Annotated in this window: 8 protein-coding genes; 6 read left to right on the top strand and 2 right to left on the bottom strand. The window is 72.6% G+C overall.

The window, feature by feature from the left end:
- Window positions 1-2: 2 nt before the first annotated feature.
- Entirely contained in the window at window positions 3-770 is a 768-nt protein-coding gene (gene cofE, locus J5V96_RS03680; protein ID WP_208500264.1) for a coenzyme F420-0:L-glutamate ligase, read from the top strand.
- A 347-nt stretch (window positions 771-1,117) separates the two neighbouring features.
- Window positions 1,118-2,053: a hypothetical protein gene (locus J5V96_RS03675; protein WP_208500263.1), complete on the top strand. Its 936-nt coding sequence runs from the start codon at window positions 1,118-1,120 to the stop codon at window positions 2,051-2,053.
- A gap of 168 nt (window positions 2,054-2,221) precedes the next feature.
- Here the strand turns inward: J5V96_RS03675 and J5V96_RS03670 are convergent, their stop codons facing one another.
- The gene (locus J5V96_RS03670) at window positions 2,222-6,136 is read right to left on the bottom strand and encodes a DUF4082 domain-containing protein (protein WP_208500262.1); all 3,915 of its coding nucleotides are present in this window, start codon (window positions 6,134-6,136) and stop codon (window positions 2,222-2,224) included.
- Between the two features lie 93 nt (window positions 6,137-6,229).
- On the opposite strand from J5V96_RS03670, the gene J5V96_RS03665 reads away from it, so the two are divergent.
- The 3 genes from J5V96_RS03665 to J5V96_RS03655 are packed head-to-tail and all read left to right on the top strand — an operon-like array spanning window position 6,230 to window position 9,273.
- On the top strand, window positions 6,230-6,973 hold the full coding sequence (locus J5V96_RS03665; protein ID WP_208500261.1) for a hypothetical protein: 744 nt from the start codon (window positions 6,230-6,232) through the stop codon (window positions 6,971-6,973).
- Between the two features lie 3 nt (window positions 6,974-6,976).
- The gene (locus J5V96_RS03660) at window positions 6,977-8,275 is read left to right on the top strand and encodes an MFS transporter (protein ID WP_307793443.1); all 1,299 of its coding nucleotides are present in this window, start codon (window positions 6,977-6,979) and stop codon (window positions 8,273-8,275) included.
- On the top strand, window positions 8,272-9,273 hold the full coding sequence (locus J5V96_RS03655; protein ID WP_208500260.1) for a TolB family protein: 1,002 nt from the start codon (window positions 8,272-8,274) through the stop codon (window positions 9,271-9,273). Before J5V96_RS03660 ends, J5V96_RS03655 begins: the two co-directional genes overlap by 4 nt.
- A 149-nt stretch (window positions 9,274-9,422) precedes the next feature.
- Here the strand turns inward: J5V96_RS03655 and J5V96_RS03650 are convergent, their stop codons facing one another.
- Complete coding sequence (locus tag J5V96_RS03650; protein ID WP_208500259.1) at window positions 9,423-10,199, bottom strand: enoyl-CoA hydratase-related protein; 777 nt, start codon at window positions 10,197-10,199, stop codon at window positions 9,423-9,425.
- A 126-nt stretch (window positions 10,200-10,325) separates the two neighbouring features.
- Between J5V96_RS03650 and J5V96_RS03645 the strand changes: the two genes are divergently transcribed.
- On the top strand, window positions 10,326-14,045 hold the full coding sequence (locus J5V96_RS03645; RefSeq protein WP_208500258.1) for a choice-of-anchor I family protein: 3,720 nt from the start codon (window positions 10,326-10,328) through the stop codon (window positions 14,043-14,045).
- Window positions 14,046-14,075: the final 30 nt, after the last annotated feature.

Below are 14,075 nucleotides of genomic sequence, written 5' to 3'. Positions count from 1 at the left end.
CGGTGCTCTCTGTCTGGGCGCTCGCCGGCATCGGCGAGGTGACGGCCGGATCCGACCTGGTCGCGCTGATCGGCGACGCCGTCGACGCGTCGGGAACGCCGCTGCGGGACGGCGACATCCTGGTCGTGACGAGCAAGATCGTCTCGAAGGCGGAGGGCCGCTTCGTCGAGGCCGCCGACCGTGAGGACGCGATCACCTCGGAGACGGTGCGCGTGGTCGCGACTCGCACGTCGCCCGACGGCTCGCACGTGACCCGCATCGTCGAGAACCGCCTCGGCATCGTGTCGGCCGCGGCCGGCGTGGACGCCTCGAACACCCCCGAGGGCACGGTGCTGCTGCTTCCGGTGGATCCGGATGCGTCCGCGCGTGCGCTCGCGCAAGGTCTTCGCGACCGATTCGGCGTGCAGCTGGGGGTGCTGGTGTCGGACACGCTCGGCCGCGCCTGGCGCGACGGGCAGACCGACAACGCCATCGGCGCCGCCGGCGTGCACGTCTTCGACGACCTGCGCGGTTCGACCGACGCGCAGGGACGCGCGCTCGCGGTGACCCTCCCATGCGTCGCCGACGAGCTGTGCGCCGCCGCCGACCTCGTCAAGCGCAAGGCCACCGGCATGCCGGTGGCCGTTGTGCGCGGCCGCGCCGACCTCGTGGGCGACCTCGATCTGCCCGGCGCGCGCAGCATCCCGCGCACGGGCGAGCGCGACATGTTCCGCCTCGGCTACGACGAGGCCTACGCCGAGGGCTACGCCGCCGGATCCGCCGCGCGCTGACGCGCAGGCGGCGGGCGGGCGGCGGGGCGGCGCGGGCGGCGGGGCGGCGGGGCGGCGCGGGCAGCGGGTCGCGGGTCCGTGGGCCCGTGGGCGGTCGCGTTGCGGCGTCGCGGGCGGCTTGCGCGGGTCCCGGTGGCTCGGCGTTCGGGCGTTGACTAGTCCCGCGCGGGATTACTAGTCCAGGCTGGACTAGTAATCCCGCGGAAGACAAGTCAACGCCTCGACGTGAGGACGGACGCAGGCTGATCCCGCCCCGAGACTCGTCCACCGAGCGGCACAGGGGCCAGCGGTGTCCACAGGCCGCGCATCTCGATGATCCGGCGCCGCGGATCCGTCAACGTAGGCGGATGATCGAGAAGTCGCCCCTCGTGTGGACTCACCAGAACTCCCCCGCGCAAGACCGCCGCGGCACCGAGTTCGTGCGGCGGGGAGTGCGCGCGCGCAAGACGCGCTGGCACGCGCTGGCACCATGGGAGCGCTATCGCGAACGAGTGCGCGCCGCGACCATCGCGCTGGCGGATCCGCTGCTCGGATGGGAATCCGCGGCATCCGAGCTCGGCCTGCCCGTCTTCGGAGAACCCCGTTACGTGCACGTCTTCGCCGACATCGCCGGTCACTCCTATCGACAGAAGGACGTGCTGACCCATACGGGCGTGGACGGGCGAGAAGAGACCCGGATCAACGGGGTGCGCGTGACGACGCTGGTCGACACGGTCGTCGATCTCATCCGGGTGCTGCCGCTCGCCTTCGGCGTCGCCACCCTCGACGCCGCGCTTCGGATGGGCGCGAATCTGGATGAGATCGCCGACCGGCTCCGGGCGCAGCGGAATCCGCGCGGCCGTTCTCGCGCATGGGACGCTGTGCGGCGCGCGGATGCCGCCGCCGAGTCGGTGCTCGAGAGCGTGAGCCGGGTGATGATCAGCCTGCTCGGATTCGAGGATCCGGAACTGCAGCGGACGTTCCTGCTCGATGACAGAGAACGCCGCCCGGACTTCTACTGGCCGTCCGTCGGCGTCGCCGGCGACGCCGACGGCGACGAGAAGTACTTCCGCGGCGACATCCTCGACGCCGAGGCGAAGATCCGGGATCAGCGCCGTCGCGACATCGAACTGCAGGTCGCCGTCGAGCGATCGGTGCACTGGGAGTGGGGCGACGTCATGACGCCCGCGCGGCTGGATCGGATCCTCATCGGTGCGGGAGTGCCCCGGATCCGTCCGGTCGACCCTCGTGTGATCGCGTCCATCGCGAACGGCGGGCGCACCGTCCGTCGACCGCGCCACTGACCCCGGCCAGCCGGGTGATGACGCGCCGGGGGTGCCACCTCACCGGTCATTGACTAGTCCCACGCGGGATTACTAGTCCAGGCGGGACTAGTAATCCCGCGGAAGACTAGTCAACGCCCGACCCAACCCCGGACGCCCGCCGCACCCACCGGGCGGCGGGCCCGCGACTCACCCCCGCTCGAAGACCACGTCGACGTAGTAGTTGGTGGCGCGCCAGGTGTCCTGGGGGAAGCCGCCGCCGTAGGCGTAGCGCCCGTTCTGCGCGGACGCCGTGAGGGGGCCTGCGGTGATCGGGCCCGCGGCGAAGCGGTCGGCCTGCGCCGCATAGCCGCCCGACGGGGCGAGGTACGACACGACGTACGCCGTTCCCGCCTGCACGGCGTAGGGCTCGGAGAGCGGCGCGGTCTGCCATCCAACGCCGCTCTCCGGGAAGGTCACCGTCGCGAGGGGATCGCCCGAGGCGCTCCACAGCGTGCCGGAGTGCGGACCGGGGTTTCCCGGCCCGCGGTAGAACCGGATCGCCGTGATCACCCCCGCCTCCGACGGCGTGAACTGCATGCCGAGTTCGACCCGGGCGCCGTCGGCGGCCGACCCCGTCACCGGCGTCTCGCCGCCGAAGAGCGTGCAGGGGCAGCCGTCGGCGTCCGCGGTCTCGAAGCTCCACTGCACGTCGCCGCCGCCGGATCCGGAGACCGTGGCGGTGTACACGGTGCGCGGCTCGAGCGCCGCGGCGGGGGTGAAGGCCAGCACGAGCCCGCCCTCGGTCAGCGCGGCGGTGCCTGCGACCGGTCCGGCCGCCGAGCTCAGGGTCAGCGTGGCCTCGGCGGGGAGCGGCCGGTCGAACCGCGCCTCGACCGGGGTCGACACCGACACGCCCACCGCCCCGGATCCCGGGGTCGCCTCGACCAGCGCGGGCACAGCCGCGTCGGGGGTGAACACCACATCCACGAGGTAGTCGCCCGGGCTGCGCTCGCCCGGGAATCCGCCCACGTACGAGTACGCCCCGGCGTTCGCGGGCGCGGTCAGCGGTCCGCGCACGAGCGGGTCGTCGAAGGATCCGATCGAGTACGCGTAGTTCCCGACGGTCGTTGCGTACGCGGCGATGTACTCGGCCCCGGCGTCGAGACGAACGGGCTGGTCGAACACGGCGGTCTGCCAGCCCTGCGTGGTCTCGGCGGGGAAGGTGACGTCGGCGATCCGCGATCCCGCGGCCGTCCAGAGCTCGCCGCGGTGCTCACCCGTGTTGCCCGGTCCCTTGTAGAACCGGATCGCCGTGACGGTGCCGGCCGAGGAGGGCGCGAATCGCACCCCCAGGGTCAGCGCCGCGGTCTCGGGCACCTCCAGCAGCATCGGCTCGGTGCTGTCGGCGAAGAGCGAGCACGGGCACACGCCCTCGGGCCGGTCCTCGGCGGCGGTCGTGAAGGTCCAGGTGGCGGATCCCTCGATCGGGCGACCCTGCGGATCCTGCGCGGAGACCGTCGCGGTGTAGGCGGCGGCGGGCGCGAGCGGCTCGGTGGGCGCGAACACGATGCGCCGCGAGGCCGCGTCATACGACACGCCTCCCGCGATCGCGGCGCCATCCGGACCCGCCACGGTCAGCTGCGCCGACGCCGGATCGATCGGCTTCGACAGGATGGCCGCGATCTGCGTGCTCCGCGAGACGCTGCTGGAACCGGCGAGCGGCTGCTGCCCGACGACCGTGAGCGGGGAGTCGTCGACGGTGACGAAGATCACGTCGACGAAGTAATGGCTGGAGCCCCAGCTCGCCGAGGGGAAGGAACCGGGTGCCGCGTAGACGCCGGCGGGCTCGGCCCCGAATCCCCCGGCGACGGCGAGCGGCGGGGCGTGCAGGCCGCGCGACCAGAACGCGTCGGGCTGAGATGCGTAGTGCCCGGCGGGGGCGGCGTACGACACGACGTAGGTCTGCCCCGCCGTCAGCGGCACGGCGCTCGCGAAGCGCGCGGTCTGCCATCCGAGGGCGGCGTCGTCGGCGAACTGCACCGTGCTGAGCCGCTGGTGGTCGGCGGTCCAGAGCGTGCCGACGTGCTGGCCGGTGTTCCCCTCGCCGCGATAGAAGCGCACGCCGGCCGCGAATCCGTCGATCTGCGGGGTGAAGCGCAGACCCAGCTCGACCGCGCCGTCGTCGTCGACCGCGGCCTGACGCGGCGTCTGCGTGCCGAAGACGGTGCACGGGCAGTCGGCGCCGAAGTCCACGCGCGCGGGCGTTCCGATGTTCGCGCTGTCGTCGACGGCCCGCACGAGCAGCGACACCGGCCCGTCGCCGCTCTGCACGTACGAGTAGGTCCACGACGTCGCGCCGGTGGCCGGATGCCACGTCGCCCCGTCGTCCGTCGACACCTCCACCCCGGCCACAACCCCGCCACCGGCGTCGGAGGCCGTGCCCGTCGCGGTCACGGCGGTGCCGTTCGCGACACGCGATCCGGCCGCGGGGCTCGTGACCACCGCGGTCGGGGCCGTGGTGTCGGCCGGCGCCTCGGGCGCCTCGAGGTCGTCCTGCAGGGTCGCGGGCAGCGCATCCATGTCGGCGAGCAGGTTCGCGGTGGCCTGCTGCATCCGGGCATCCGCGGGGGCCCCTGCGCCGTCGTGCTCCTGGTCGAGGCCCCATGCCCACTGCACGCTGCCCGCCGAGAACACCAGGGCGCCGGAGGCCGCGCGATACATCGTCGTGTGGTGCGTGGTCGTGCCGGGCGCGACCACGTTGCCGAAGTCCTGCAGGTACTCGGGCACATCTCCCGTGGTGGTCGAGAGCCGGATGAGCCCGGGCGGCCGCGCGCCGTTGTCCAGATCCTCGTTCGACTCGTAGCCGATCGTGTGGGGCGCGAGCTCGGCGCTGCCTCCGTCGGGGAGGTGCTCGAGGCCCGTGTCGCGCCACAGGCGCATCCGTCCCTCCTCGGCCGAGACGGTCACGGGCAGATCCGAGTGATTGGACATGTACGCCGTGCCGGTGAGGGCGTTCTCGGGCAGGCCGCCGCCGTCGGTGGGAGCGGCGAAGCGCGGATCGCGCCAGGTGCCGGTCCATTCGCTGCTCGGGTCGAGCTTCGTGTTGCCCCAGGTCTCCTTGTACGAGGTCAGGATGCGATAGGAGGCGGGATCGCCGGCCGCGGCGCCGTCCCAGCGCACGCGCCAGTACATCTCGTTGCCGCTGAAGAACGCGAGGTTCACGCCCGCATCGCGCGCGGCCTCGACGTTGGCGCGCTGCTGCCCCGACCAGTACTCGTCGTGTCCGGTCGAGGTGAAGACGCGGTGATTGCGGATCAGGTGCCCCCGCCGATCCGAGTCGACTCCCGTCGTGTACGAGACGTCGTAGCCGTTGCGCTCGAGGAAGCGCACCATGGCGTACTCGGCCGAGAAGTAGAAATCGCGCCCGGCGGCCACGCCGCGCGTGGCGAAGGGGCGGTTGTAGCTGAGCTCGTAGGCGCGACCGGCCATCGCGCCCTGATAGAAGCTCGAGCCGCCGTAGGTGTTGTAGGCCTGCCAGGTGGTGTCGGAGGTCTGGAAGAGGATGTCCGAGTGGCTGTCGTCGTCGCGCACCACGAAGGTGATGTGGCTGCGCCCGCCGGTGTCGTCGCGCTCGAGGAGGGCGATGTACACGCCCGACACTGCGGTGTCGGGCACCTGCCAGGTCGCCGACACACGCCAGTCGCCGCAGTCGTAGAGGTCGGTGAGCTCGTCGCGGCGGCATTCGGGCTGCGGATCCGGATCGATCGTCGGGGTCACCGTGTCGATCTCGCGTGCGCCGTCGCCCTGGTACCACCCGGTGCGATAGATCGTGATCGTGTAGTCGAGCGCGTCGGTGTCGATCTTGAAGCCGATGCTCTGGCCCGCATCGACGCTGATGTCGGTGGCGTATCCCTGGATGTCGTCGTCGCCCGCGCCCTCGATGTCCCAGACGTCGGGGTCGTCGCCGCGCTGCGCGTTCTCGCATGCGATGGGGTTGCCCTCGGGGCCGCACGGCCCGTCGGCCGCCTCCGCCGGAGTCTGCAGCACCACCGTCCCCAGTGCGACGAACAACACCAGTGCGGCCGCGGCCGCGCGCCCCCGGGCGCCTGTGGATCCCGACATGGATTCCCCTCTCTCGCGGTATCAGGAGCCGGATCCCGCGCTCCCGATACATGCCCCCGCCAACTCGTGCGCGGGGCAGGAGGAGAGCACCGGATGCGCACACGCGGGCAGGAGGCGACGCCGCGACCCCGCCGGGCCACCGCGCTGCGCGTCGCCGCGGCGGTCGCCGCGGGCGGCGCCCTGGGTGTGGGCATCTACTTCGGCCTCGACGCGTTCGACGTGCTGCCGTCGGGCGATGCGCCGGGCGCCGCGACGCAGGGCGGGCCCCCGGCGCCGGATGCGCGCGCCGGCTCCTCGACGAGTTCCCCGTCCAAGGCGGACGACTCCGCGGATCCGGCCGACCCCTCCGATCCGGCCGACCCCGCCGATCCCGACCGCCCCACCGTGAACCAGCCGGGCATCGAGGCGGCCCCGCAGCCCTCGTCCTCGCCGGCCCCTCCCGGGGCGGTGGGGCCGCTGCCCGTGCTGCCGGCCCTGGTGGTGCCGCCCGGGCCGGCCTCGCCGGAGACGGCGCAGGGGGCGCTGGTCGCGAGCTTCCCGCGCGAGGTGATCGCGCTCTCCGACACCGCCACGGTGCTGACCTCGAGCGCCTCGGGCGACGGCCGGCGCCTGCTCGTCACGGTCGAGGCCTCCGACACGGCGCCCCCGGCGGACGTGCTCGACCGCACCACGCTGCGGCTGGTCGCCCTCGGCTTCACCTGGAGCACCACCCCCGCCGCCGACGGCGGCGACGCCCGCACCTTCCTGCGCGACGGCCACACCGTGTCCGTCGCGGTCCGCCCCCAGGCCGACGGCGCGCTGCTGCGCATCGTCGGCATCCTCGACGAGACGAGCTGACCCGTGTACATCAGCCTGAGCGACCGCCCCAAGACCCCCCAGACCGCCTCGTCCGCCGCGTCCTCCCCCGGCGCGGCGGGCGGGGCCCCCTCCTCCCCGACGCGCACGCGGCGCCGCGTGGCCCCGACCGTGGTCGCGCTGGGCGTGGTGTCCCTTCTCACCGACGTCTCGTCCGAGTCGGTCGCGGCCGTGCTGCCGCTCTACCTCACGAGCGTGATGGGGCTCTCGCTGCTCGCCTACGGCGTGGTCGACGGGCTCTTCCAGGGGGCGAGTGCGATCGTGCGCATCGGGGCGGGCTGGGCCTCGGATCGCACCGATCGCCCCAAGTGGATCGCGTTCGCCGGCTACCTGCTCTCGGCCCTCACCCGCGGATGGCTCATCGTGGCGCAGGGGCTCGGGGCGGTCGCGGCGCTCGTCACCCTCGACCGCATCGGCAAGGGCATCCGCACGGCGCCGCGCGACGCGATGATCGCCGCGAGCTCCGATCCGGACGACCTCGCACGCGCGTTCGGCGTGCACCGCTCGCTCGACACGATCGGCGCGGCGATCGGCCCGCTGCTCGCCTTCGCGATCCTGTTCCTGATCCCCGACGGCTACGCGACGGTGTTCGTGATGTCGCTGGGCTTCGCGGTGATCGGCGTGACGATCCTCGGCCTCGTGGTGCCGGATCGGCGACCGCGCCGCGAGGCCGCCGCCCCCGGATCCGCCCCCGTGCGCCTGCGCTGGCGCGACCTCGCCCAGCCGCGACTGCGGATCCTGCTGATCGTGATGGGGGCGCTCAGTCTGCTGACGATCGGCGACGGGTTCCTCTACCTCTCGCTGCAGGACCGGGGCGGGTTCGCCGCGCACTGGTTCCCGCTGCTGTTCGTGGGCACCAATGCGGCGTACATCGCGCTGGCCGTGCCGTTCGGGCGGCTGGCCGACCGGTGGGGCCGCACGCGCATGCTGATCCTGGGGCACGTCGGGCTGCTCGGCGCCTACGCGTTCGCGCTCGTGCCGCTCACCGGGGTCGGGCCGGTGCTCGGGTGCCTGGTGCTGCTCGGTGCGTTCTACGCGGCCACCGACGGCGTGCTCGCGGCCGTGGCCGGATCCCTCGTCGACGCGTCGGTGCGCGCGAGCGCCATCGCCGCCGCGCAGACGGTGGTGGCGGTGTGCCGCATGGTCGCCTCGGCCGCGTTCGGGGCGCTGTGGTTCGCCCTTGGGCGCACGGAGTCGCTGCTCATCGTGGCGGTGCTGCTGACCGTGGCGGTGCCGATCTGCCTCGTCGTCGTCACGCGGCTCACCCGGGGTTCGCGCGCATGAGGCGGCTGGTGCTCACCGCCGTCATCGTCGCGGTCACCGCGGGGATGGTGGCCTTCGGGCTCGCCGCCTACGCGGATCGGCTGACGGCGCCGGATCCCTCAGGGGCGGTCGCCGAGGCCGATCTCGCCTCCGTCTCGGGCGAGCCCCGCATCGTCTTCCGCAGCACCGCGCCGGGTGACGGATACGGCACCGTCGCGATGGTGCCGCTCGCCGATACGGATGGCGCACGCGCGTTCACGGGAGTGGCCTGCGATCGCGTCGACGCCGTGGCGCAGCGGGCGTCGTGCCTGCGCACGGTGCGGGGCGTCCTCACCACCTTCGAGGCCGATCTCTACGACGAGAGCTGGCAGCGCATCCGATCCTGGCCCCTGCCCGGCATCCCGAGCCGCACGCGCCTCTCCGACGACGGCACCCTGCTCACGTCGACGTCGTTCGTGACGGGGCATTCCTACGCGGGCGGCGCGTTCTCGACCGAGACCGTGGTGCGCGCGCTCGAGCCCGGGAGGGATGATCCGGGCGATATCGAGCAGTTCGCCCTGGTCGTCGACGGCGAGCGGGTCGACGTGGCCGACCGCAACATGTGGGGCGTCACCTTCGTGGGCGGCGACGAGTTCTACGCCACCGCCGCCTCGGCCTCCCTCGGACGCACGTGGCTCGTGCGCGGTGACTTCGCGACGCGCACCCTGACGGCGGTGCGCACCAACGCCGAGTGCCCCTCGATCTCGCCGGATCGCACGCGCGTCGCCTACAAGGTCGACCGCGGCGGCCAGCACTGGGGCATCGCCGTGCTCGACCTCGCCACGGGCGAGGAGGTGGAGCTCGGCGAGAGCCGCTCGGTGGACGACCAGGTCGAGTGGCTCGACGACGACACCGTGCTCTACGGCCTGCCGCGCGAGGACGAGACGGGCGTCAGCGACGTCTGGGCGCTCGACCTCGCGCCCGGGGCGACGCCGCGCATCCTGGTGCCGCTGGCGTGGTCGCCGTCCGTGGTGCGCTGAGGCGCTGCGGGTCACAGGCCCGGGCGTTGACTAGTCCCGCGCGGGCTCACTAGTCCAGCCTGGACTAGTAATCCCGCGGAGGACTAGTCAACGCGAGGCGCCACCCCGCACGCGCCCACACCCATGCGAGGCGCCGAGCCCCGGCCCGGTCAGCGGTGCGTGAAGTCGGGCGAGCGCTTCTCGCGGAAGGCGGCCATGCCCTCCTTCTGGTCGGCGGTGTCGAAGAGCGACGCGAAGAGGTGCTTCTCGAGGCGCAGGCCCTCGGCGAGCGGCGTCTCCAGGGCGGCGTCGAGCGCGGCCTTGGCCGCGTAGAGCGCCGGCAGGGGCTTGGCCGCGATCGACTCGGCGAGCTTCCCCGCCTCGTCGAGCAGCTCGGCGGCGGGCACAACGCGCGAGACCAGGCCGATGCGCTCGGCCTCCTGCGCATCGACGAGGCGCCCCGAGAGCACCAGCTCGGCGGCCTTGAAGTAGCCGATCGCGCGCACGAGCCGCTGCGTGCCGCCCATGCCCGGGATGACGCCGAGCGTGATCTCCGGCTGGCCGAACTTCGCGGTGTCGGCGGCGAGGATGACATCGCACATCATGGCGAGTTCGCAGCCGCCCCCGAGGGCGTATCCGGCGACGGCCGCGATCACGGGCGTGCGCACCGCGGCGACCCGGTACCAGCCGTCGAACTGCCCGCTGACGGCGATGTCGCGGCCCTGCAGGCCCTCCATCTCCTTGATGTCGGCGCCGGCGGCGAAGGCGCGGTCGGATCCGGTGATCACGATCGCGCCGATGCCCTCGTCCGCGTCGAGAGCGGACATGGCGTCGACGAGGTCGCGCATCACCTGGTTGTTGAGGGCGTTGAGCGCCTGGGGTCGGTCGAGGGTGATCCAACCGACGCGTCCTCGCGTCTCGACCTGAATCGTCTCGTAATCGGTCATGCGCCCAGCCAACCACGCGCCATCCGCTCCGCGGCGTTCACCTGTGCGCAACCTCCAGCCGGTTGGCTGTCACCGCGTCCGTCCCGAGACGTCTCCCACCCCTGCAGCAAGAGGATCCGTATCGCCATGCACTCCTCCTTCCGCCGCCGACTCGCCGCCGCCGCGGCCGTCGTCGCCACCACCTGCGCCGGCGTGCTCGTGCCGGTCGCCGCGAACGCCGTGATCGTCGCCGATCCGGTGAATGACCGGGTCGCGGATGCGCCGTTCACCGCGGTCCCGACCGGCACGTTCGAGACGGGCCTGTTCGACCAGGGCGCGTCCGAGATCGTCAAGCACTTCGGCGACCGCCTCTTCTCTGTGAACGCCGCCGCCGGCGCCGTGTTCGTGCTCGACGCGAGCGACCCCGCGAACCCGGTCGAGCTCTTCCAGCTCGGCGTCGACGGCACGGTCGCCAACTCGGTCGCGGTGCGCGCGGACGGCCTGGGCGTCGTGGCCCTCGAGAACGCCGCCGACAAGACCGCGCCGGGCCGCGTGCTCTTCTTCGACGCGACGGCCGACACCGCCGAGGATGCCGTGCTCGGCACGGTCACGGTGGGCTCCCTCCCCGACATGGTGACCGTGTCGCCGGATGGCGCCTACGCCGTCGTCGCGAACGAGGGCGAGCCGGCGGATGACTTCCTCACCGACCCGGAGGGATCCGTGAGCGTCATCGCGCTGCCCGCCGGCATCGCCGCCGCCGCGCAGGACGCCGTGCAGACCGCCGACTTCCACGCGTTCGAGAACGGCGCCCTCCCCGAGGGCGTGCGCACGTTCGGGCCGACGCCGGAGCCGGGCAACCCCGTCTCGCGCAACCTCGAGCCCGAGTACATCACCGTCGTGGGCACCACCGCCTACACGACCCTGCAGGAGGCGAACGCGATCGCGGTCGTCGACCTGCCGAGCGCCACCGTGACGGACATCCTGCCGCTGGGCCTGAAGGACTGGGGAACGGTCGGCATCGACGCGTCCGACAAGGACGACGTTGTGAACATCGCCAACCGGCCCGGCCTGAAGGGCATGTACATGCCCGACGGCATCGCCTCGTACGAGGCGGGCGGTCAGACGTTCCTGGTCACCGCGAACGAGGGCGACGCCCGCGCCGACTGGGGCGACTACAGCGACGAGGTGCGCGTCAAGGATCTCGCAGACGACGGCTACGGCCCCCTCTGCGACGAGATCGCGGGCCTCGGCGACGACGAGACCGCGGGCCGCATCAACGTCTCGAAGGAAGACGGCTTCGACGACGCGCGCGGCTGCTACAGCGAGCTGTGGGCGTACGGCGGCCGGTCGTTCTCGATCTGGACCGCGGATGGGCAGCTCGTCTTCGACTCGGGCGCCCAGTTCGAGCAGATCACCTCGCAGCTCGAGGGTGTGGTGTTCAACGCCGGCCACGACGACAACGAGGCCGAGAGCCGCAGCGACGCGAAGGGCGTCGAGCCGGAGAACCTCGTGATCGGCGAGATCGCGGGCCGCACGCTCGCCTTCATCGGCCTCGAGCGCCTGAGCGGCGTGATGGCGTACGACATCACCGATCCCGCGGCGCCGACGTACGTCTCCTACTTCGACAACCGCGACTTCACGGTGAACCTCGGCGACGAGATCGAGGCGCTCGAGGACGCCGGCGCCTCCGACGCCGACATCGCGGCGCTGGTGAAGAGCGCGGGCGACCTGGGCCCGGAGGGCCTGGACTTCATCCCCGCGAGCGAGTCCCCCTCGGGTGAGGCGCTGCTGGTCACGGGCAACGAGGTCACCGGATCCACCACGATCTGGACGCTGGATGACGGCGTCACCGATGTGCAGGTGCTCACGATCAACGACTTCCACGGTCGCGTCTCGGCGAACGGCCAGGAGGCGGGCGCCGCGGTGGTGGCCGGCGCCGTCGCGCAGTACGAGGCCGCCAACCCGAACACCCTGTTCGTGTCGGCGGGCGACAACATCGGCGCCTCGACGTTCACGTCGTTCATCGCGGACGACGAGCCCACGATCGACGCGCTCTCCGCGGGCGGCCTCGACCTGAGCGTTGTGGGCAACCACGAGTTCGACCAGGGCTTCGCAGACCTCACGGATCGGGTCATCCCCCGTTACGAGGACAAGACCGGTCTGCCGGGTGCCGATTTCGCGCTCGGCGCCAATGTCTACCGCAAGGGCACGACCGATCCCGCGCTCGCGGAGTACGCGATCCGCGAGGTCGACGGCGTGAAGGTGGCCTTCATCGGCACCGTGACCTCCGACACCGCCACGCTCGTCAGCCCGGCCGGCATCGCCGAGCTGGAGTTCGGCGACCAGCTCGAGGCCGCCAACCGTGTGGCCGCCGAACTCACCGCGACCGGCGCCGCCGACGTCATCGTGCTGCTGACCCACTCGGGTTCGGCCGGCGCCGACTGCGCCGCGCTCGCGGCCGAGGACTCGGAGTACGGATCCCTCGTGCGCGGCGCGTCCGCCGACATCGACGCGATCGTCTCGGGCCACACCCACCAGCTGTACGCGTGCGACATCGCCGGCCGCCCGGTGCTGCAGGCGCACCAGTACGGCACCACGCTCGGCGCGCTGGACATCCGCGTCGACTCCGCCACGCGTGCGCTGATCTCGATCGAGGGATCCACCGTCGATCTCGTCGACGCGTCCGGAACGGCGGCCTTCCCGGCCGATGCCGACGTGGCCGAGATCGTCGCGGCCGCCGAAGACGAGGCGGAGACGCTCGGATCGGTGCCCGTGGGCAAGATCTCGGCCGACATCCTGCGCGGCGGCACGCCGGCCGGATCCGACCGCGGTGTCGAGTCGTCGATGGGCAACCTCATCGCCGACATGTACCTGTGGTCGACGGGCGAGTACGAGAACTACGGCGGCGCCACCGACGCCCAGATCGCCCTCATGAACCCGGGCGGCCTGCGCGACGATCTGCTGTTCGAGGGCGACGGCACGGTCACCTATGCCGACGTCGCGGCCGTGCAGCCGTTCGGCAACACCCTTGTGACGCTCACCCTCACGGGCGCGCAGCTCGAGCAGGTGCTCGAGGAGCAGTGGCAGCCGGGCGCGGAGCGGCCGAAGCTGCACCTGGGCGTGTCGGACGGCTTCGCCTACGAGTACGTCGACGACGCGGCCGCCGGCGACCACATCAAGGGCATGACGTACAAGGGGGAGCCGATCGCGGCCGATGACGAGTTCGTGGTCGTCACGAACTCCTTCCTCGCCGCGGGGGGCGACGGCTTCGCCGCCTTCGCCGAGGGCACGGGAACGGCCGACTCGGGCATCGTCGACCTCGCCGCCACGGTGGACTACTTCGAGGCCGAGACCGTCGTGGATCCCGCTCCGCTCGGCCGCGCGGTGGTCTGGACGCCCGGCACCGAGCAGCCGGAGGAGCCCGGTCAGCCCGGCACCGAGCAGCCCGGGGCCGAGCAGCCTCATGACGCGTGGGTCACGATCGACCTCAGCGCCAAGCGGATCGCGCAGGGCGACACGCTGCAGGTCGAGCTGACGGGCCTCGAGCCCGGCCAGGTCGTCCGCGCCGTGCTGCACTCCGAGCCGATCGTCGTGCAGGGCCTGCCGGCGGCCGACGCGAGCGGCACGATCTCGTTCGCCCTCGCCATCCCCGCCGACTTCGAGGTGGGCGCGCACACGCTCGTCATCTCGTCGGCCGGGCTCCCCGACGTGTCGGCGAGCCTGGAGGTCGTCGCCGGCGGCGCGCTGGCCGCGACGGGCCTGACCCAGCAGCCGTGGATCCTGGGTCTCATCGCCGCCGCCCTGGTCATCGGCGGCGGGGTGCTGGCGCTGCGACGCCGCCGCGCGGGGATGCCCACCGCGCCCTGACCGACGCGCGCACGGCGGCCCCCGTCGTCC

The sequence above is a fragment of the Microbacterium stercoris genome (assembly GCF_017592545.1).
GTDB lineage: Bacteria > Actinomycetota > Actinomycetes > Actinomycetales > Microbacteriaceae > Microbacterium > Microbacterium stercoris.
The sequence above is the reverse complement of the archived record's forward strand: the minus strand, read 5'-3'. Positions and strand labels throughout refer to the sequence as shown.

What these genes read in the sequence shown, in the direction of transcription:
- J5V96_RS03675 (WP_208500263.1), top strand. Translation starts at nt 1,118, where the DNA reads ATGATCGAGAAGTCGCCCCTCGTGTGGACTCACCAGAACTCCCCCGCG.
- J5V96_RS03670 (WP_208500262.1), bottom strand. Translation starts at nt 6,136, where the DNA reads ATGTCGGGATCCACAGGCGCCCGGGGGCGCGCGGCCGCGGCCGCACTG.
- J5V96_RS03665 (WP_208500261.1), top strand. Translation starts at nt 6,230, where the DNA reads ATGCGCACACGCGGGCAGGAGGCGACGCCGCGACCCCGCCGGGCCACC.
- J5V96_RS03650 (WP_208500259.1), bottom strand. Translation starts at nt 10,199, where the DNA reads ATGACCGATTACGAGACGATTCAGGTCGAGACGCGAGGACGCGTCGGT.
- J5V96_RS03655 (WP_208500260.1), top strand. Translation starts at nt 8,272, where the DNA reads ATGAGGCGGCTGGTGCTCACCGCCGTCATCGTCGCGGTCACCGCGGGG.
- J5V96_RS03645 (WP_208500258.1), top strand. Translation starts at nt 10,326, where the DNA reads ATGCACTCCTCCTTCCGCCGCCGACTCGCCGCCGCCGCGGCCGTCGTC.